This window comes from Vibrio spartinae, from assembly GCF_024347135.1.
Lineage (GTDB): Bacteria > Pseudomonadota > Gammaproteobacteria > Enterobacterales > Vibrionaceae > Vibrio > Vibrio spartinae.
This window is the reverse complement of the sequence record NZ_AP024907.1, coordinates 3,268,406-3,288,354: the sequence shown is the minus strand read 5'-3', so window position 1 is coordinate 3,288,354 and position 19,949 is coordinate 3,268,406. Positions and strand designations below refer to the sequence as shown.

Genomic DNA, 19,949 nt, shown 5'->3' with positions numbered 1-19,949 from the left:
CTATTATTTCCCCCTTTTGTTTGAACGAACTGAGTATAATTTGCTAGCATACATGGCGGAAGACGCACCAATATCATTTTATAGTTGCATGAAACGCCATGTGTGTTGATGTGTGATGGAAACGCAGGGGAAAACGATAATGATGCCTGATATGAACTTGCTAAAGGCGCTCGATGTTTTACTGACGGAGAAAAGTGTTGCGATAGCAGCGAACCGTTTAGGTTTAAGTACCTCAGCGACCAGCCGAACATTGGCCCGTTTACGTTTAATCACGGGTGACCAATTACTGGTTCGTGCCGGGCGAAACATGGTGCTCACCCCTTATGCCGAATCGATCAAAGCGCGAACACGACATACGGTGTTCGAAGTATTAGATATCCTGCAACCCAATATCCGTCCGCTTGATTTATCCGCCCTTGAGCGAACCTTTACTATTCGGGCAAACGATGGATTTATTGAAACCTTTGCATCACAACTCATTATTCATTTTGCTAAATATGCGCCGAGGGTGCGTTTGCGGTTTATGCCTAAACCTCAGAAAAGTCCCGAGTCTCTCAGAGAAGGAAACGTTGATTTAGAAATTGGCGTGCTCAAAAATATGGGGCCAGAAATCCGAATCAAGGCTTTGTTTTATGATCGATTTGTCAGCGTGGTCAGAAAAGGACATCCACTTGACCAGTGTGAATCAGTCACGATTCAGCAGTACTGTCAATTTAGTCATATTATCGCTTCCCGAAGAGGTGATTTTTCAGGCCCCATCGATGAACAACTCGAATCACAAGGTGTCACACGACATATCGCGGCCACAGTACCCAGCTTCCCCGCTGCACTTGAGGTCGCCAGGTGTTCAGACTTAATTGCTTTAGTGCCTGCTTCTTTTTTGCTAAATGAGCAATTGAATTGTGACCACTCAAACCTATGGGCATTCGAACTGCCTGTTCAGACTGACGACATTACGGTTTCTATGATGTGGCATCCTCGACTGCAATTAGATTCCGCGAATATTTGGCTGCGAGAACAAGTTGAGAATGTCTGCAAGGAAGCGATGAAATTAAGGGAAGTGTCGTATCATCCTATCAGGCAGTAAAGTCGCGGATTCACACACGGCCTTTGCCAACTCGAAGTTAATTCATCTCTATGCATATCTAAAACTGTTACTCTCCCCGTTAAAACTGGGGGGCTTGATATTGAACTTGTGACCACGGCTATGAATGTCATGTGTACGTATCTGTTTCCAGTGATTTTTAGCCTACAATTTAAACGGATAATTATTTTGAGAAGTGGGCGATAGAGGAAAGCATATGAAAAAGTATTACCGTCTGGCATTGGGTATCAATACTGTATCGATAGTCGTTGCCTTACTATTCGCGATAGAAAACACAAATCTGCTGATTTTGGTTGTAGCGATGGCGGGGGTGTTCGGTTGCCTGATAAAGATGGAACGTTTGGCAAGAGAGAAATTCAACTTTTATGAACAGATTCTGGATACTATCCCTAATCCACTCTCTGTCACTGACATGGATATGAAGTGGACGTTTGTCAATCGAGCGGCTACCGATCCATTGGGCGTAAAACGTGAGGATGTACTCGGAATGCACTGTTCAAATTGGGGGGCAAATATCTGTAACACGGAGGACTGTGGTGTGAACTGTTTAAGAAATGGTAAACAGACCACTTCCTTTTACCAATGGGGAAAGAATTTTCGTGTAGACACTTTTTACATCAGTGGATTAGATGACAACAAGATCGGCCATGTTGAATATGTACAGGAAATATCAGAAAAGGTTGCACTAAAAGCCGTGTACAAAGATGTGGATGCCATCAGTGAAAACCTGACAGCAGGGGCAAACAACCTAAGTGATGCCAGCCAGGCTCTGACAGTCGGGTCAACTCAGCAAGCGGCCTCTATTACCCAAATCGGTAGCTCACTGAATGAGATTCTTACTCAGGCCAATGACAATGCCGAGCGTGCATCAAGGGCCAGTGACATCTCGTCTGAGGCACAGCAAGCGGCGACCATGGCCTCCGATGAAATCAGAGAACTTGAGCAAGCGATGCAGGAAATTAATCGTTCAAGCGAGGCGATTAGTGAGATTATTAATGTCATTGATGATATTGCATCTCAGACTAATTTATTGGCCCTGAATGCTTCTATTGAGGCAGCCCGGGCCGGGGAAATGGGGCGCGGTTTCGCTGTGGTAGCCGATGAAGTCAGAAAACTTGCTGAGCGCAGTTCAACAGCGGCTAGCGAGTCAGCACAGTATATTCAGGTATCAGTAGGAAATGTCGAGAAGGGGAATGCCATATCACAAAAATGTGTGACTGCATTGAGCGAGATTGTTAAGCACGTGGCAACGATCACTCATACCATCGAAGAAATAGATAGTGCATCGCAAAGTCAGGTGACCGGATTGAGTCAGGTCAATCAGGGGATGTCAGATATTGATGGGGTGGTTCATTCAACGGCAACATCTGCGGAAGAGACTTCCCTCTCTGCTGCGGAGCTGAGTGATCTTTCATTGAAACTTCAGGATCAGCTCGAAAAAATGAGAAAAATTGATGGATTAATCGATAACGCAGCTCAGACAGACAGCAACATGATTGAGGTTAAAAATGTGTCATAACGAATGTCCCTTTGGTACGGCTTTACCCCAGTGGTGAGTCTATTTATCAGGCAATCAATGGTTCAGAATTACTGATTTCTTCGTCATCAGTCGCGATTCGAATCATGATTTCCCCTGAGTCTGTCACCGCATTGCTGTGAGAGTATCCTTTACCTGATCCGTATCACAGTCGCAATTGTTCTTCATTGTTTGATTGAATAATAGAGGGTAAAACGTACTCATATTGGATTGTTACCGTGAAAGCGGGCAAAACCTGAAAGCGTTGGTTCATTGAAATATGAACCAACGCTTTCAGGTTTTTTTTTGCTCCTCGGTATGTGAATAAATAATATGAGGCTTACTTTATGGCTTATGAGAAACTTGCTTCCGAGATCGTTGAGGCGGTCGGTGGGGCTGCGAATATTAACAGTCTGGTCCACTGTGCGACTCGGTTGAGATTCAAACTGGTCAATGTGTCGGCAGCGAACCGCGAGTCGTTGCAAGACAATCCGGCAGTGATTGCTGTGGTGGAAAGCGGCGGTCAATTTCAGGTGGTGATTGGTAACCATGTTGGTGATGTATTCAGCGCAATCCAGTCTTTTCTGAAGCATGGTGGGGTTATGCCGGCTGAGCGTGAAGAAACGTCCGGAGCCGACGGGGCAGAAAAACAGAGTCTCCTGAGTACGTTTATTGATATTGTCTCCGGTATCTTTACACCGTTACTGGGCATCATGGCGGCTTCGGGGATCCTGAAAGGTCTGCTGGCATTGGGCGTTGCGCTGGAGGTCCTGACGACGACGAGCGGTACTTACCAAATCTTCAATGCAGCCAGCGATGCACTGTTTTTCTTTTTTCCGATAGCCCTTGGTTATACCTCCGGTGTGAAATTCGGTGGCAATCCATTTGTGACGATGGCGATTGGTGGCGCGTTAGTCCACCCGTCGATGCTCGCTGCCTTTCATGCCCAACAATTACCCGATGCCGCAGGCATAGAATTCCTCGGTATTCCGGTAACCTTCATGAATTATGCTTCTTCAGTGATGCCGATTATTTTTGCCGCGTTTGTGAGTTGTAAACTCGAGAAACTCTTGAAAAATCGCATCCCCAGCGCGGTCACAAACCTATTTACCCCTATGCTGTGTATCATGATTACTACGCCTTTGACTTTTCTGCTTATTGGTCCTGCTGCAACATGGGTCAGCCATTTATTGGCCAGCGGATTCGAGGCAATTTACAGCGCCAGCCCGATGATTGCCGGGGTCGTGATTGGGGCTTTCTGGCAAGTTTTTGTGATTTTTGGCCTGCACTGGGGCTTTGTACCGATCATGGTCAACAACCTCAGTATATTGGGGGCTGATACCATTGGGCCGCTTTGTCTGGCCGCTGTATTGGCACAAGCTGGTGCAGCGTTGGGCGTCTTCCTCCGATCCCGGGATACGAAAACCAGAGCATTGGCCAGTTCCGCGTTTACGACCGGATTGTTCGGCATTACTGAACCTGCGATTTATGGGGTAACTTTACCGCGTAAACGGCCGTTCATCTTCGGATGTTTCGGTGGTGCGATCGGTGGCGGGATTATTGGGTTGTACCAGACCAAAGTTTTCTCATTTGCATTGCCCAGCATTCTGGCATTTCCGCAATATATTCCTCCAACCGGGGTGGATGCATCCGTCTGGGCTGCGATTGCCGGTTCGGTTGTCGGGATTGTTCTTGCTGCCGGGCTGACTTTCTTTTTCGGTGAACCCCGTGAAGAGAAGGCTGCCAGCCCAGTGGCTGCATCGGCTGCAAAATAGCAGGTGAGCAGAAGCTGAGCAGGTGGCGGTTTGGTTTCTGATTTAATTTGAAGGGGTGCCGGAACACCGTGATAGAGATGGTGCGTGATACACCGACTTCACCATGATACTGATCGGGAATGGCTCACGAGACAGCGTCTTATTCGGGCAGAACAGCGCTGTATTGTCTCGTGAGCCAAATAGATTATATTTTGATTCAGTTTGATAACGTCAGTGAGTTTGGGGATTTCCTCGCGAGATTGAATATCTTCAGACCCATTGAGTGTCGAGCTTGGTTGCTCGTTTCCATCTCAGTCAGCGTCTGAGCCTGACTTGTCAAAGCCAATCTCCGTCCTATGATTATGTTTAAAAAGCTTTTGTCATACATGCTGACTTCCTTCATGTATGACAAAAGCCCTTTTCTGCCCAGAATCGAGTATACACTGATAAAATTCTATAAATAAAATGAATGTTAACGATGAATACGATGGAACAAAACGATTAAAAATATGATCGATTCGAGGTGTTATTTGCATTTGTTACACCAAAAGAGGCGCTGCTTTTTATTCAATATCATAAAGGAAAACTGATCGCATTGACTTGAGCGACTGAATGGGTTTAGCACGATTCAATTAATTGGTTCATCGTTAATGATAAATTTACTAAATGATTAATAATCACAGATTTGATAGAAATTTGCATATTTTAAATGTTATTTGTGAAAATTATTTGCGAAAAAAAGTAATGTGTACAAATATTATTAGCATCATTTAAACCGTAAAGATCATTGTAAATTCCAATATTAACCAGATTGTCCCGTTTAGCATAAACGTTGACGTCAATGGTAAATAAAAGGAATTAAACAATGATAAATAAGACACATCACTTATACGATTCATCTACATCACGAACCTCAGAGACTTTCAATCACGACAACGGTTTTTTCTATCCTATTCTTGGTGATTCGAATTTGATGAAGCGGATTAAACAACAAATTCGTTTTGCCTCGGAAGTCGATTTTCCTGTCTTTATATCTGGTGATCAGGGGTGTGAAAAAAAAGATGTGGCATGTAATATTCACTATCACAGCGCTCGCTCCCGGGAGCCGTTCATCTGTATTCCCGCAAATCTGCATAATGCGCAAACCTATCGCGACTATCTGCATCATTGTATTGATCACGTTGGGAAAGGCTCTATTTATCTGGAAGAAGTTGACAAGTTAGACCCCTCATTCAAAGACGAATTAATTTTCTTATTAACACAAGATTCATTTCAAGAAGCATTAAGAAAAAATAAGATTCGTTTAATTGTCTCCTGTACTGAACCTTTTTATAACTTACCTTCGGAACAGCAATTTATTGCCAAGATATTAGGGTCTTCAGTCCCTCAGTTTAATTTTCACTTGCCACCGCTACGCGAGAGAAAACAAGACATAGAGCAGCATGTTCAATACATCTTGAGCCGATTTGAACGACAAGTTTTATTTTCTGATGATGCTCAGGAACAACTGACAGAATATGAGTGGCCCGGCAATATTAGTCAGTTACAAAATATATTGTTGTTAATTACTTCATTGGATCAAACTGAGATTACTGCCGATGATCTGGTGCGTTTAGGTCTCTGTCAAAAAGCAACACCAAAAGTAGATTTGATTGAGCATTTACTCAGTCATGATCAAACATTATGGACCAACTTGCATCCTGCATTATCTAAAGCATTGCTGTTTTTAAGTGAGCACTTCCACGAAGAGATCTCTTTGAGCCAAATAGCCGCAGCCAGTTATACCAGTGCCTCTCATTTATCATATTTATTCCGTGAACATCTAGGGACGTCATTCAAAACGATGCTGTGTCAGCTTCGGATCCGTGAAGCACAGCGTCTGATCATGACCAATCCATTGATCAAAATTACCGATGTGTGCATGAGTGCCGGGTTTGGTGACCTTAGCCATTTTGAAAAGATGTTCAAACGTTATACCGGTTGTACGCCAAGAGAGTACCGGCAAGAGCAACGCCGGGAAAACGAATATGTCATCGCCCATTAATCACCGCGTTATTGCTGAATAAGCCGTGATTATTCATCTGTTAAGCCAAGTTATCCCATCGCCTTACTTTTAATATGAAACTCAGTCACAGGATGGCGTCAGGGAGCCGGAAGATGGAAGTTGATGTTCAGAAGTTGTTAAGCGAATTGACACCCAAGGTTTCACGAAACACGCAATTGAATCTGGTTGCTGCCTCACTTGGCCGGGCCGCAGAGAATGCAACTCAGGTTCAGCAGCAAATACAGACGATAGTTGTCACCAACAGTGCATTGAGTTCGAGTTTGATTTACGCCATTGCACTGAAAAGTTCGTCGTCCTGAACCGGCTTTGGAAGATGAATCGTCATCTTTCATGACCAAGAGGAGCATATCTATGCCAGTAAATGATGCGGTTACTGATTCGGTAACCCAAGTCAACACGGAAGCCGTTGGCAGTACACCGGCTGCGGCGATTGGGAATCTGCTGATTTCCACGAGCCATGCGATGGGGCTGACAGCGCACAGCAGTGTAAGTGCGAACCAGCAGGGAACTTTGGTCCACCAGACCTCGACAGTACAGGGTGTCAATTCATTGCTGAGTACCGGTAGTGCAATTGTCGGTCGTAGTGTCGAGCTGATTCTAGAACCAAGTGGTAAGAAGAAAAGCTAATTCAGTGAACGTAGGAGAATATTATGCCAGTGAATGAACAAATCACCGATTCAGTAACACAGGTGAACACAAAAGTTGTCGGGGAAACTCCCGCGATGGCGATGGGTAACCTGCTGATGTCAACCAGCCATGCATTAAGTAATGCAGCACATAATGCAACCGCGGCTCAGCAACAGGCTCAGATTACCATGCAGGCCGCGACCGTGCAGGGAGTCAATTCTTTGATGGCCATCGGTTCCTCCGTTATCGGACGGGGTGCTGAAGGCATCATTGAAAAAGGTTAACACTCGCGCGTGTTAACGCGTTCTGTCTGACATCCGATTGTGGTGCAAATCCAATTGTGGCGTGAGCAGGACACCATTTTATTAATTAACTCGTAAAAGGAAATCACAATGCCAGTGAATGAACAAGTAACAGACTCGGTCACACAAGTCAATACTAAAGTCGTCGGTGAAACGCCAGCAATGGCAATGGGTAACTTACTGATGTCAACCGGCCAAGCGTTAGGAACGGCTGCTCATAATGCAACGGCTGCTCAGCAGCAAGCGCAAATTACGATGCAGGCTGCCACCGTGCAAGGTGTCAACTCATTGATGTCTATCGGTGGTTCGGTGGTTGGACGTAGCGCTGAAGGCATTATTGAGAAAGATTAATCATGCTTTCACTACCTTTGCCGGATAAGCCGGCAAAGGTACTTAAAAGGAGCATAGGATGAAAGACACTGTACGCCCTCCTGAGCCGGATCAAAGTGCGTTCAATTCTGCTTTTCAGTCGGTTGCTCAATCGACTGCACTGGCATTATCGGATGCGACAGACAACCTGCGTAACCTCAACACGCTCAGCACCACGGCAATCGGTTCCGCATTGAGTCAGATGTTAGAAACCGGTGACTTGAAGTATGCCGATGTCATTGAGCAGGCCCAAAAAGTCGTGACCAATGGTGCCGATAACTTTGGCGTCGTCGGGGAAAAAATTGCCACAGTGCTGTACGACTCTTCCAAATAACCGTTGCGACTGATACGGCGATCCCGCATCGAAGCTCCGTCAGGGAATAGATATGCAAGGGAAGAGAGATGCAAGAGAAGAGAGATGCAAGAGAAGAGATATGAGTGATAGATCCTGATTCAATCCACGTCATGGTCTTTGATTTTCCTCATCGCAAATCAGGATCATAAGCAACAATCAAGGAGTGACGATGATGCAAGAGCAGAATCCCCGCTATGAAAATGAATCGCGCCAAGAGTTACCTCAGCAGACGATTGAACATTTCAATACATTGCAGGTATATACAGCCCAGCCGACCAGCCTGTTGGAAACCACATTGGCAGATACGTTAGGGCTGTCGATGTATAACGCGATTACCAATCAACAACAGTCACAAATGACAACCGCAGCGTCGGTGACTAACGCTTGCGCCCGGCTTCTGCAAACGCAGTCTCCCGAGATGTCAGCGTCACCCCGAAAAGATTCGAAGGCAGAACCAGAGCCTGCGATTTTTGTCGATGGATCGGATCGTTTGTCTCCGGATGCGAGCGAATCAGACAATACAGAGGTAAACACCAAACCAACCAAGCGTTTTAACTTATTCAAGTTTTTAAAACGGAATAAACAACAGCCGGAGGAAATACAAGAATGAGTGAGCAACCGTCATCCACCAATATCGAACAACGACTGAACCAGATTCAGCAAGCTACGGAAAACCAGATGCAAGAGATTCAGCAAATGGTTCGCCAGAATCAGGATCAATTTGATGCATTGGAGATGGGTGGAAGTATTCAGAAGGTTCATCAGGAAGTGAATCAGATGTTTGAAGATGTTCACACCCAGATCGAGCAGGAAATGCAAAAAATCAATCAGCAACTTCAGCAGGTATTGCCTGAGCAGCACGCATAAACGAGGAAATTATGTCTAAAAAAGTCAACGAACAAATTACAGATGCAATCACTCAGACCAATACGCAGGTACTGGCGAGTTCCCCAGCCAATGCGATGGGCAACTTCTATACCTCAATGAGTCTGGCGATGTCGAATCTCAATCATAACGCCACATCGGCACAGCAACAGGCTGGCATCACGATGCAATCGGCAACGGTTCAAGGCATTAACTCACTGACAGCTATCGGTACTGCGGTATTGGGTCGTGCTGCTGAAGATATTGTCGAAAAAGGTTAGCGATTGGCATTGGTTAACAAAAAGGGGCAGCCATTCAAACCAAGGGCTGTGAATGGCGAATCCCCTTTCAACCAACGGCACCCCTTTCATCCACGGAGAAGGCATCATGGCAAAACAAGAAAATACCGATCTGGAACAGGTCGATGAGATGATCAATCAACTGACCGAATCAGCCATGTCAGACACCATGGGACTGCATATGCAAAATGCGGTGACAATTCAACAGGGAATGCAAGCCATCAGTAATGCTTCAACATCCACCGCTTGTGCTCTGATTTTACAGCAAGGTTAAGCGCTGACGATTAAAGTCACCGCTTGACGCATTATCTTGATTCAGCGTGATGCTTTGATGAGGAACCATGTCGAAAGGATCAACCACTGACAAGGCGAAACAGTCCGTTGCACAGTCAACGGCGATTGCCGTTCAGGATGCTGTCGATAATCTCCGCAACCTCAATACGATCAGTACCACTGCGATTGGGGTGGCACTGTCACAATTGTTGGCGACCGGTGATGAAAAATATATCAAGGTCATTGAACAAGCTCAGCAAGTGATGGAAAAAGGGACTGCGAATTTTTCTGAACTGGGGAATAAAGCGGCAGAAGTCGCGAAGAAATTTGATTAAAGCGACGCACCTCATCTCACCTCACTTCACCTCACTTCAGTCGATAATGACTTGGGAACGAATATTTCTTTGGCATATAACCTTGGCATATCACTTGGGCATATAGGCCGTCAGAATCAGCCTTGGCTTCGCTTGCTTATCAATCTGACATAACCGCGAAATCTGGCCGCTCCCCGAGCGCTGAGAATCCAGCGCATATGTACAGCGGGACGGATGATCAAATTCAGCCAGCATTGCGGCATCTTGGGTATCAAAAGCCCCCCACAACACACTCAGTAAACAGACCTGATCACTTTTCAGATAGTGCTGAAAAGCCATCACTCGGGCCATATTCATATGCATTCTCTGCCGCTCACGGGCGTGACGAAACTGTTGCTCATGCATTGAGAACACTTCATACCAGACGGATTTATGTTCCTGTCGGATACCGAAATCAGCGTAAGAGGCTCTCCGTTTACTACAAACGTCAACTTGATCATCCTTTTCTTGGTAATGAAGGTAGTTATCGTGGACGGTATAGCGTGGTGTATAGGTCAGTTGTGAATGCGGATGATATTGTCGCAGCGTTTGCCCCAACTCGACCGTCAGCCAGGATTTCGCAAAGGCGCGGATCTCCGGATCGGCAAGATACTGATTGGCTCGCTGAAAATCATAATGCTTGGCAAAAAAGCTGAGAAGTTGTTGGGCGTTCATCTGTGCTCCTTACATGATGGATTCATCGATGGTGTGGTGTACAGTGGTGACTGTAAGCGATTAGAGGTGTTGGATCTCGGTGTTTTTTCCTGAGTTCTCAAAGCGCTGCTTTCGGTTGGTGTTGGCGTTGAGTTGTTCGGTTTTTTAGATATCTCCGGCCACGGGATATGACGCACAATTTAGTTTTTCGATTTCAGAGGCATCGGTGCTCTGTGCGCCAGTAACTCTTGCCAAGATGCAAGAGTCACCAGAAAATCTTTTTTATTTGGCTGAGTTACGCGTTGTCCAGAACCGACTTTTACGGGCGTCCTGCCCGGAAAAGCCTAACCATTCTTCCTTGAATGGTTTTCTTTGGTGGGTGGTTGATTTGAATAAAGTGAAACATTGAATCAACAAAGCTCAATTGATCGATGCTCTCAGGGTGAAAAATCATGGACGATTTTTTATTTTTGTTTATAACCAAATGATTTTATTGAAATTAATTAAATTTTTGCTTGTTAAAAAACCAATTTTAGACACGCATTGCTACACGCAATTGTTTTGAATAATCATAGACTTACATGAACAACAATGAAGTGCCTAATTTAAGGTTTGCTTGATTTTTAAACATATTGACTATCTTTGCAAGCCCTGATTTTGCAGGAAAAGGACTGATACAAAAAGAGCCACAACATCATGCGGCTCTGAATGGGTTCCGTTTTAAACACTACCTTGATTGATGGTGGGTTCTATTTAGTAATGACTGACTAATTCAATGATTTTTGGATCAACATCAGCGAGCATATTTGCCAGTTCCCGAAATGATTTTCCGTCTTCTGGGCGAGAATCAGGATCAGCACCAAAATCAAGCAATAGTTTCACGACATCATATAAATATGGTTTGCCTTTAAATGACATTCGAAGAGCATTTACAGTATCTATTCCTCTGTGCTCAATCAGCTTATCCGCTCCATTTTCTAACAATAACCGCATCCCCTCGACGTTGCGTTGACGAACGGCATAAATCAGTGGCGTATAGCCATAGCTATCAATTGCGTTGACATCCAACCCTTGGTCAATCAGAAACTGCACCGATTCAAGTGGTGCTCTTTCCTCTAGTTTTGTAGAGGGAGACATAAATACGTGATGTAGGTATGTCCAGTGCTCTGATTCTGTGATTTCATGAATATCAGCACCTTTACCAATAAGCGCTTTGACTTCATCAAGCTCGCCATCCAGTACAGCATCGTATAATTCGTATTCGTAACTCATTATGTCTTCCTATTTTTCAAAAATGCTCTCATATCTCTGAGAATTTTTCTTAAATCATCACTGCCCGGTTTTTCATTGACATGACTAAGGTTGGTCTTGGCATCCTCAATCAGAAAATAGTCAGGATGTGAATTCACAAAATCATTCAATTCTTCCTGCGTCATACCTATCTGGTCAGCCGCTAAGAGAATACGTCTGTTTTCAACACCAAATCGATGTCCATAGTGCCAGTCCGTAATCACATTACCTTTATCATCAATAAATTGACCTTGTGCATTCTTTTCGGCCTCTTCTTCAATCTGCCGTTTGGTATCAGCCCTCAACGTTGTCCGGTCAAGGTTTGGTTTCGGGTGCTTGCTCGCACCAAACTGACCATTCGGTTGACGCACTTGATGACTATAGACCACATACAGTGGTGGTAATCCGGTATCGGCCGGAAAGGTCAGAATATAGTCTTGTAAATCCGCATCAGCAATTGGCGTGATGTAGGTGTTATCAAATTCTTGACCTTGCTCAGCCTCCGGATACACCCAGATATTGTAAGTTTGCAGGTCAGGAATGGGATTGACAAGGATCGGTTTACCGCCAAAATCGCCGCTCATCGGTATCCATTCAATAGTGACATCCGGCTCTAACTCAACGATAAATTTATCACTGACCCGATTCACTTCACGTTTGGGAATATTCACCCCATTGACATGATAACCGTAAATCCGATTATCAGCATTGAACCCTAAGCGGATATTGGTTTCAACCGTGGTTTTATCCATCAGGTCATTTTCATTGTACAGCGTGCCGTCACCAAGTTGGCTGGGCATAAATGCAGCCAAAATGCCAGCCTTCGGGTCAATTTTTACTACGGTAAAACGGTGCTTGTCGGCTCCGATTTCGTCACCGTCTTCACGCAAGGCATAATCACGCATGATATTGACCATCTTTTGATATTGATGCTTTTCGACAAATAACAGTAAGTGCCAGTGTGGTGTCCCGTCGTGTTGTGGCTCAGCCACCCGAAAGCCATAAAAGCGGATGTCTAGCCGATTAAGTTTGGCTCGAATAAGCTGCCACTGTTTATTGAGATAAGCTTGCCCGTCTAATGGGGTCAATCCTTCCCACTTGGGATTGATAGCACCTGATTTGGAATAACTGCGGTGATACTTTGACGGGCAGGTGATGGTTAAAAAGGTCGCTTCATGCCCTAAGTCTTGCGCCAACTCTTCAAAGCCTCTGGCTCTGACCATCAGCTCACCTTTTCTGATTTTCGGGTCAGCCACACCTTTTTGTGATAATGCCAGTAATAAAAAGGTCGAAAAAGAGTGGCGATTGCATGAAGAAGTTCATGCCAAGTGGTACCGATTCGCAGGCTTGTACCTTATTCGAAATGAAGAGGGTCAACCACAACCAACGGCTATTGGGTGTCTGGAAACACTAGAAAAAGCTTTGGTGCTACTGCAACACGCTCACGACAAGTACGACAAAGTGGGTGTGAAAACCAAAATTGGTCAAATCGAGCAACGCATTCGTGCCATTAAAGATGGCAAGAATCTGTAAAGACTCCTACGCCGCCGAGCCTCGGCTGGTGAGGTAAGAGTGCCAATAGGCTAACTCAATACCGTCGACCCAGTGGCTAGAGGCTCACTTATTTAAAGAGGAATAACGATGTTTTCGGGATCTTCCGGTTCGGATTATCAAGCGACAGAAATCACCAATGACGGTTTTTGGCCGAACATCAATGCAGGTGACTTTGAAAAACGTCGCGGTATTCCTGCAGCTCAAGATTCAGAACGTATTGCTATTGCTCTAGTTAATGCTGTTTCGGAAGTTAATCAGCAACTTGAAGACTTGAAAGCTAAGTATCAGGAAGAGGGGCACGCAACTGCTGGCGATGTTCCTGCTTTTCCGGAGATGCTTGGTAAAAACCGTGTTGTATATCAATACGAATCAGCAGTGTTTGCGAGAGCCAAAGCTGACTTGCTGCCAGACATTGCCACTGTTCACACCAAGGACAAAGGCGACCATATGGCAGACAGAAGCGCCGAGGTGCGCACTGAACTGCTTTCTGAAAGTCAGCGCATTATTCGAAACATGAAAGGGCTAAACCGTTCATCGGTGGATTTGCTATGAGTACGCAGTACCAAGCAGGTTACAAGCTGCGTGACCTAAACGCATTTTTAATCAGCGTTGTGGGCGACAAGATAGCCAAGCGCATGGAATGTGAAATGGGCAAGGTTGAGTTGAAACTCGAAACCAAGCACATGGGCCATGGCTTTGACCTGCTTTATCAACGTTATGTTGCTGATTTCTACTTCGATAAGTTCCCTTTCAAAGAATACGACCCTGCAGTGCTGTTTGCTAACGTTGGGGCTTGGTTGATGGACAACGATTCTGACCGTTTCCACATTGAAGACCTAGACGACCCAGACGTAGATGTAGTGCTGGAAGATGAGAAAAACGCCGAAGTGCTGATCTCAGTGATGTTTGAAGAACCAGTCAAAGTGACCGCTGACCCAGACGGGCCAATCTATTGGAATGGTCAACGCTGGAAGATTGAAGAGTACGAGATTTGGCAGGCGGAAAGGCTATCAAATGTAGTTATTCGCAATGTATGAGATACGGGCAGATAAGCGCAGTTATCTGCGAGTTAAAGAGCAATTCGAGCTGTTAAAGCTTGATAAAAAAGCCAGAGCCAGAGTGCTGAAAGAGCTTGGTAAATACATCACCAAGACGACCAAAAAGAACATTCGAGCACAGCGTGACCCAGACGGTAAATCGTGGTCAAAGCGCAAAAAAGGCAGGCGCAAGATGCTTAGAGGCTTCACCAAGAAGCTAAAGCATTTTCAAAAAGACAATAACCGGGTTTTGGTTGTTGGTTGGCCCTCAAGACGAGGAACCGTAGCACTGGCTCATCATACAGGTGAAGCAGAGAAAAGCGGTTTGCAGCAGAGGTTCAAGCAAGCCAAGAAAGCGAAAGAGCCAAAGAAAACCGACCCGGCAACTAGAGAGCAAGCGAAAGAGCTACGCGATTTAGGTTACAGACTTCCGCCCCAAGGCAGGCAGAAGAGAGGCAAAAAGCCAACGCTCAAATTCATTACTCAGAATATGACCGTAGCCGAAGCCGCAAAACTGATTAGTGATCTGGAAAACAAAACTCCATCACGTAAGTGGGAAGTAGATCGCCCAGAACGCCGATTGATAGGCATTAGTCCCAAACGGGCAGCAATGATTATCAAGCGGGAATTGAATCGAAACAGGAGCAACTAAACATGGCATGGCCTACCGTCATTATTAACATTCTGAACATGATGCGCGGACCGATTCCGGGCGTTGAATTTCACTTTCTGTTTGTTGTGTACGGCACAGTCGCAGGAACAGAGCGCAACCTAATCATGGTGGACAACACCACGGATTTTGCAGACAGCACGTTCGATAACATCGACCCTGTGCACATGCTTACGCTAAAAGCCGCCCAGTTAAACGGGAAACAGAACTGGACTGCAGGTGTGATCGTCTTAGACCCAGCAGACAGTTGGCAAGCCGCAGTGTTTAAAGCCAATGAAACATCAAGCTTTGAAGCCGTTGTCCTTGATAAGCCAGATACAGGCACATCGACTCTTGAAGATGCTGTTGCTTTTCGTACTGAACTGAAAAACAAGTTAGGCCGTGAAGTATTCATGATCTGCACCTTACCGGGTATCAATGATGATTCTGTGACGGGTGAAACATGGGCGGAGTGGTTGGCAGCAACAGTAGCGGTACCAACAAGCATCGCAAGTGAGTACATCACCGTTGTTCCTCAAGTTCACAAAGAAAACTCAACAGTCGGTATTTACGCTGGCCGTTTAGCAAACGGGAGGTAGTCAATGTTAGCTCTCGATGGTGTGCCGGTTAACTTAGACTCGATGAAAGTTGAAATGTCGATGGAGTTAAAAGACCAAGACATGAGCGGTCAATCATCGGGTACAGATACGGCAGAGCAAGGCGATAAAGGCAAGAAACTGACCTTTAGTGGTCGTGTTCCATTCACACGTGTAGAAACGCTCACTCAGTTGTATTCGCTTGCATCGGACAAAGACGACACCAATACGCGCAGGGTTTATCGGATTGGTAATGATATTGCGTTAGCACTCAAGATTCGCAATGTGAAATTTACTGGCCGTATCAATGCGAGAGAGCATGAAACATTACAGGCTTGGAACGTCTCTTTTGAGTTGCGAGAGCACAACAGTGTGGCAGAACAAAAAGAGCAACGAGCCAAAGAGCAAACCAAACCAGAACAGCGAGAAAACACACGACTAAAACAAGCACTGAATAACGCAGAGGAAGCAACGCAATGAAGCTAGAAAAACGCCTGTTTATTAGTGGTGAAGAAGTCAAACTGATTAGTAACATGGTGAGCCTAAAGCTATCACTAGGCAGTGTTGCGATCTTCGAAGTTGAAACCAAGGAAAAGCCAGAGCAGTTTGCGTCTGTACGTTTTGATATTGGTTACGAGAACAAAACCACCCCTTGGTTTGAGGGGTATATCGACAAAGTTCAACCTGCAGCAAATGGCTATCATAAGATTACGGTTAAAGAACTGGCTGGCATTTTGTCTAAACGTTGGGCGGTTAGTCTAGAGCACCCGACCGCAGAGCAGGTGATCGGCGTTCTTTCTGATTTGACAGGGCTTGAGTTTAATTTGCCTGATGCTGACTACATCAAAACCACTATTCCAAACTTTGTTTGCCAAGGAACGGGCTATCAATGTTTAGAGCAAATCGCTAAGGCTTTTTCTATTCCTGATTGTGTTTGGTTCCAACATACTGATCAGGTCGTGTACTTCGGTTCGTATCAAGATAGTCATTTCGGCAATAAACCCATGCCAGTACCGGAAGAGTTCACTAGTCGCCAAAGTGGTAACAGTGTCACCTTTGTTCCGTTTCCTATGTTAAGACCGGGTAGAGTCATGAACGACAAGCGAGTTAATCGAGTTGATTTAATTCAAGACGAAATGACCGCTTATTGGAAAACTGAACAATCCGAAGTGTCACCGAAGAAACGTGAAACGCTGCAGAACTTCCCAGAGTTGGCAGCAGGTTTTCATTTGCCTAAGTTTGGCCGTGTTGAGGTAGTAAGAGACACAGCGACAGCCGGGCAAGTTGCTGACCCATTCCGCCCAAGATTTGCGGTAGATGTTCAGGTTCTTGATGAAAACTTAAACCCTGACATTAACGTGCCTGTCTATCGTTCGATTCCATTGCCTGTTCATATTAGTGGGCATGAATCTGGATTGCTGTCTTACCCGCTAGAGGGAACATTGGTTGAAATCGCTTTCGCCTATGGTCGCAATGACAAACCTATCATTCGTGGTGTTTATGGCCGTGAATATGCATTGCCGTCGATAGAGCCGGGGGAACAACTGCAGCAGCAGCGTGAAGAGGTCAGCAACCGAATTGATGCAGCAGGAAACACCACCCAGAAAACCGACCAAACGCAAAGCCAAAGAGCATTCGAAAAGCTCGACCAAGTGGAACGCTATCGTGGTGCATTTGGTCAGCACCATATTTTGGTTGATGAGCACAGCATTGAAGAAGTGATCGGCAAAAAGCTTATTGAAGCACTAGGCGCAATTAACCTAATAGCAGGTGATGACATAGTGCTAGGCAGCTTGGGCAATATGCAAACCGCGACTGCTGGCGAACTGGTAGAGACTATCGGCAAAGTTCGCCGAAGTATTGCCGCTGAGCATCAATGGTTGCAGTCACCAAAAACGTGGGTAGGCTCTAAGCAAGAGAACGTTTTAATTCTTCTGTCTGAACTTATGCAGGTAGTGAAAGAACTTGCCGACACATTAGCGACTCATACGCATAGTGGTGTAGTAGCTGGCCCGGCAACAACTAAAGCACCAGTTCAAGCGAGTGCCATTAGTGGCCATGGCTCGGATAGTTCCAACCTCAAAGGGCGACTCGACCCAATTACACAAACAAGTTAGCCCACAGAAATCCCCACAATCAACGCAGCCAAACGGCTGTGTTTCTTTATGTCTGCATCAAGGCAAAACCAGAACAACACCACTACGGGGCAAACAGCGACCACAGAGCCACGAAACACAACGACCGGATGACAAAATCCGCACTCTCCTCACCCGCCTGCGCGGTTTTTCGAACAGTTTTTTTACAGTTTTTGAGTTATGAAAAATCAGGGGGGCAGCAAACCAAGCGGATGAGGAGCAAAGCCTTTTGCTATAAGGAGCTTCGGGGTGGGGCAACCCCTATCAAAATGGCTCATATAGCCCTATATAGAATTTCAGTCATTTCAGTTTTTTTCAGTAAATTGAAAAATTAACGATCAGAAAAGATCTAGTGCCTGCTTGTAAGCTATTGATAAATAATGGGTGGAATGTTTTTTGTCACTGTTTAGATGATCTGAAAAGGATTTTTAAAGATCTCTTCTGTGTCTTGTTAAGCTAGATAGGACAAGGCTTGAAAGCGAATTTTAGTGGATTTGTATTTTTTCAAAACAGAACAGAGGAAAAAAAGAAAAGCTTTACGGAAACATTAGACAAAGTGATACCACAAAAAAGCGGATTTTGTTAACTGATTATGAAGAAAAGAAAGCAAATTACAGTGGGATTGGTGGAGTTTGAATGTGATGAATGCAGCGGTGGTGTGTACCGAGTGGTAGTGTTCAAATTTCTGTGTCATTTCTTTAAACTGAACCAAAAAGGAAATGACACCTTATGTCTGACGATAAATTCGAAATTGATATTCAAGCTTTTGCCAAAGCATTGCAATCCGGTCAGGGCCTCAACGGCAAAGACGGTTTGCTCACCCCGTTGATTAAGCAAATCACTGAAGCCGCGCTCGGGGCTGAAATCGAACAGCACCTTGAAGCTGAGCCCGACAATCGCAAAAATGGAAAATCCCGCAAAACCGTTAAAACCTCATCCGGGGAATTTGAACTTGAAACGCCCCGTGACCGAAATGGCTCTTTTGACCCGCAAACTGTCAAGAAGCACCAGACCCGACTGACCGATGAGATGGAACGTAATGTCCTCTCCCTGTTTGCCCTTGGCAACAGCTATCAACATATCCGGGAATATCTGCTGGATATGTATGGTATCAGCGTTTCCAATGGCACGATTAACGCCATCACCGACCGTCTTATCCCTGAGCTCAGAGCATGGCAGGAGCGGGATTTAGACCCCGTCTATCCGGTCGTCTGGCTTGATGCCGTTCACTACAAAATCAAGGAAAACGGTCGCTTTGTTTCCAAAGCCATTTACACCATCCTTGCACTCAATATCGAAGGAAAAAAAGAGCTGCTGGGGATTTATCTCTCTGATGCCGAAGGCGCGCATTACTGGCTCAGTGTCCTGACCGACTTACAAAATCGCGGTGTCAAAGATATTTGTATTGCTTGTGTCGATGGCCTCAAAGGGTTCCCTCAGGCGATTGAAACCATTTACCCGCAGACTGAAGTCCAACTCTGTGTTATCCATCAAATCCGTAACTCGATGAAGTATGTCGCCAGCAAAAATCAGAAAGCGTTTATGGCGGATTTAAAATGTGTTTATAAAGCGGCAACCCTTAAAGCTGCCGAACATGAGCTGGATGAGCTGGAAGCCAAATGGGGACCACAATACCCGCTGGTGATTCAGTCATGGCGCAATAAATGGGAGAACTTATCGGTGTATTTCAAATATCCCGAACAGGTCCGCAGAGCCATTTACACCACCAATGCGGTTGAGGCGGTACATCGTCAGTTCCGCAAACTGACCAAAACCAAGGGCGGTTTTGCTAATGAAACCAGCTTGCTCAAGCTGTTGTATGCAGGTATGTTGAAAGCCAGTGAAAAGTGGACGCATCCGGTGCAGAACTGGAACCTGACACTGTCTCAGCTCAGCATCCACTTTGAAGGCAGACTCACTCCATATCTGGATTTATAAAAATGGGCGTGACACAGAATAATGAACAGTCTCTACCGAGTCGATAGCTCGACATTACCTAGCAATAACCAATGGCGACACACCTGTACGAATTGTAAAAAAGAAGCCTATTTCGTCTACCCTTTACGCAAACACATTCCAAGCCAGTCATCTAAGCCTGATTTGTAAGATGCTATAAAACAAAAGTGTCGCCACTAAATTGTATCGCCACTTC

General features: G+C 45.3%; 24 protein-coding genes and 1 pseudogene. 22 read left to right on the top strand and 3 right to left on the bottom strand.

The genetic code is table 11. The features are described 5' to 3' along the window. The first annotated feature begins 139 nt into the window (after positions 1-139). From OCU60_RS14750 to OCU60_RS14685, 14 genes are all read left to right on the top strand, one after another. A complete protein-coding gene (locus tag OCU60_RS14750; RefSeq protein WP_074374992.1) occupies positions 140-1,087 on the top strand; it encodes a LysR family transcriptional regulator in 948 nt (315 codons plus the stop codon). Positions 1,088-1,301: 214 nt separating this feature from the next. Beyond that, positions 1,302-2,624 (top strand): methyl-accepting chemotaxis protein, encoded by a 1,323-nt coding sequence (locus OCU60_RS14745; protein WP_074374979.1) that lies wholly within the window; start codon positions 1,302-1,304, stop codon positions 2,622-2,624. Positions 2,625-2,968: 344 nt separating this feature from the next. Continuing rightward, positions 2,969-4,396 carry a PTS transporter subunit EIIC gene (locus OCU60_RS14740; protein WP_074374980.1) on the top strand — a complete coding sequence of 476 codons (1,428 nt, stop codon included), beginning with the start codon at positions 2,969-2,971 and terminating at the stop codon, positions 4,394-4,396. A gap of 844 nt (positions 4,397-5,240) precedes the next feature. Beyond that, complete coding sequence (locus OCU60_RS14735; RefSeq protein WP_074374981.1) at positions 5,241-6,419, top strand: AraC family transcriptional regulator; 1,179 nt, start codon at positions 5,241-5,243, stop codon at positions 6,417-6,419. A gap of 113 nt (positions 6,420-6,532) precedes the next feature. Next, the gene (locus OCU60_RS14730) at positions 6,533-6,739 is read left to right on the top strand and encodes a RebB family R body protein (RefSeq protein ID WP_074374982.1); all 207 of its coding nucleotides are present in this window, start codon (positions 6,533-6,535) and stop codon (positions 6,737-6,739) included. Positions 6,740-6,791: 52 nt separating this feature from the next. Continuing rightward, the gene (locus OCU60_RS14725; protein WP_074374983.1) at positions 6,792-7,067 is read left to right on the top strand and encodes a RebB family R body protein; all 276 of its coding nucleotides are present in this window, start codon (positions 6,792-6,794) and stop codon (positions 7,065-7,067) included. Positions 7,068-7,090: 23 nt separating this feature from the next. Then, positions 7,091-7,351 (top strand): RebB family R body protein, encoded by a 261-nt coding sequence (locus tag OCU60_RS14720; protein ID WP_021019358.1) that lies wholly within the window; start codon positions 7,091-7,093, stop codon positions 7,349-7,351. A gap of 108 nt (positions 7,352-7,459) precedes the next feature. Next, positions 7,460-7,720: a RebB family R body protein gene (locus OCU60_RS14715; RefSeq protein ID WP_021019359.1), complete on the top strand. Its 261-nt coding sequence runs from the start codon at positions 7,460-7,462 to the stop codon at positions 7,718-7,720. Positions 7,721-7,778: 58 nt separating this feature from the next. Further along, positions 7,779-8,072, top strand: coding sequence for a RebB family R body protein (locus OCU60_RS14710; protein ID WP_074374984.1), 294 nt, complete (start codon positions 7,779-7,781; stop codon positions 8,070-8,072). 190 nt (positions 8,073-8,262) lie between these two features. Further along, positions 8,263-8,703 carry a RebB family R body protein gene (locus tag OCU60_RS14705; RefSeq protein ID WP_228448899.1) on the top strand — a complete coding sequence of 147 codons (441 nt, stop codon included), beginning with the start codon at positions 8,263-8,265 and terminating at the stop codon, positions 8,701-8,703. After that, complete coding sequence (locus OCU60_RS14700) at positions 8,700-8,960, top strand: hypothetical protein (protein ID WP_074374985.1); 261 nt, start codon at positions 8,700-8,702, stop codon at positions 8,958-8,960. Before OCU60_RS14705 ends, OCU60_RS14700 begins: the two co-directional genes overlap by 4 nt. 11 nt (positions 8,961-8,971) lie before the next feature. Beyond that, entirely contained in the window at positions 8,972-9,238 is a 267-nt protein-coding gene (locus tag OCU60_RS14695; protein ID WP_074374986.1) for a RebB family R body protein, read from the top strand. 52 nt (positions 9,239-9,290) lie between these two features. Next, entirely contained in the window at positions 9,291-9,530 is a 240-nt protein-coding gene (locus OCU60_RS14690; protein ID WP_228448897.1) for a RebB family R body protein, read from the top strand. Positions 9,531-9,597: 67 nt separating this feature from the next. Next, positions 9,598-9,864: a RebB family R body protein gene (locus OCU60_RS14685; RefSeq protein ID WP_021019365.1), complete on the top strand. Its 267-nt coding sequence runs from the start codon at positions 9,598-9,600 to the stop codon at positions 9,862-9,864. A gap of 90 nt (positions 9,865-9,954) precedes the next feature. Here the strand turns inward: OCU60_RS14685 and OCU60_RS14680 are convergent, their stop codons facing one another. The 3 genes from OCU60_RS14680 to OCU60_RS23045 form a co-directional block, all read right to left on the bottom strand. Then, positions 9,955-10,557: a hypothetical protein gene (locus OCU60_RS14680; RefSeq protein ID WP_074374987.1), complete on the bottom strand. Its 603-nt coding sequence runs from the start codon at positions 10,555-10,557 to the stop codon at positions 9,955-9,957. Between the two features lie 732 nt (positions 10,558-11,289). Further along, positions 11,290-11,808 carry an ankyrin repeat domain-containing protein gene (locus tag OCU60_RS14675; protein WP_074374988.1) on the bottom strand — a complete coding sequence of 173 codons (519 nt, stop codon included), beginning with the start codon at positions 11,806-11,808 and terminating at the stop codon, positions 11,290-11,292. Continuing rightward, positions 11,808-13,082, bottom strand: coding sequence for a replication endonuclease (locus tag OCU60_RS23045; protein ID WP_095533346.1), 1,275 nt, complete (start codon positions 13,080-13,082; stop codon positions 11,808-11,810). The genes OCU60_RS14675 and OCU60_RS23045 overlap by 1 nt, the downstream gene beginning before the upstream one ends. 25 nt (positions 13,083-13,107) lie before the next feature. Here OCU60_RS23045 and OCU60_RS14660 point away from each other — a divergent pair. The 8 genes and pseudogenes from OCU60_RS14660 to OCU60_RS14625 form a co-directional block, all read left to right on the top strand. After that, positions 13,108-13,359: pseudogene (locus OCU60_RS14660) on the top strand (terminase); the annotation flags it as partial. A 108-nt stretch (positions 13,360-13,467) separates the two neighbouring features. Beyond that, positions 13,468-13,932 carry a head completion/stabilization protein gene (locus OCU60_RS14655; RefSeq protein WP_074374989.1) on the top strand — a complete coding sequence of 155 codons (465 nt, stop codon included), beginning with the start codon at positions 13,468-13,470 and terminating at the stop codon, positions 13,930-13,932. After that, positions 13,929-14,417 (top strand): phage tail protein, encoded by a 489-nt coding sequence (locus OCU60_RS14650; RefSeq protein ID WP_074374990.1) that lies wholly within the window; start codon positions 13,929-13,931, stop codon positions 14,415-14,417. Before OCU60_RS14655 ends, OCU60_RS14650 begins: the two co-directional genes overlap by 4 nt. Further along, positions 14,410-15,069: a phage virion morphogenesis protein gene (locus tag OCU60_RS14645; RefSeq protein WP_038157299.1), complete on the top strand. Its 660-nt coding sequence runs from the start codon at positions 14,410-14,412 to the stop codon at positions 15,067-15,069. The genes OCU60_RS14650 and OCU60_RS14645 overlap by 8 nt, the downstream gene beginning before the upstream one ends. Before the next feature lie 2 nt (positions 15,070-15,071). Continuing rightward, on the top strand, positions 15,072-15,665 hold the full coding sequence (locus OCU60_RS14640) for a DUF2586 family protein (RefSeq protein ID WP_235862241.1): 594 nt from the start codon (positions 15,072-15,074) through the stop codon (positions 15,663-15,665). A 3-nt stretch (positions 15,666-15,668) separates the two neighbouring features. Continuing rightward, positions 15,669-16,142, top strand: coding sequence for a baseplate complex protein (locus OCU60_RS14635; RefSeq protein WP_095533347.1), 474 nt, complete (start codon positions 15,669-15,671; stop codon positions 16,140-16,142). Then, positions 16,139-17,779, top strand: a complete 1,641-nt coding sequence (locus OCU60_RS14630) for a hypothetical protein (RefSeq protein WP_074374991.1) — start codon at positions 16,139-16,141, stop codon at positions 17,777-17,779. The genes OCU60_RS14635 and OCU60_RS14630 overlap by 4 nt, the downstream gene beginning before the upstream one ends. A 747-nt stretch (positions 17,780-18,526) precedes the next feature. Then, positions 18,527-19,735, top strand: a complete 1,209-nt coding sequence (locus OCU60_RS14625; protein ID WP_261854726.1) for an IS256 family transposase — start codon at positions 18,527-18,529, stop codon at positions 19,733-19,735. The last annotated feature ends 214 nt before the right edge of the window (positions 19,736-19,949 follow it).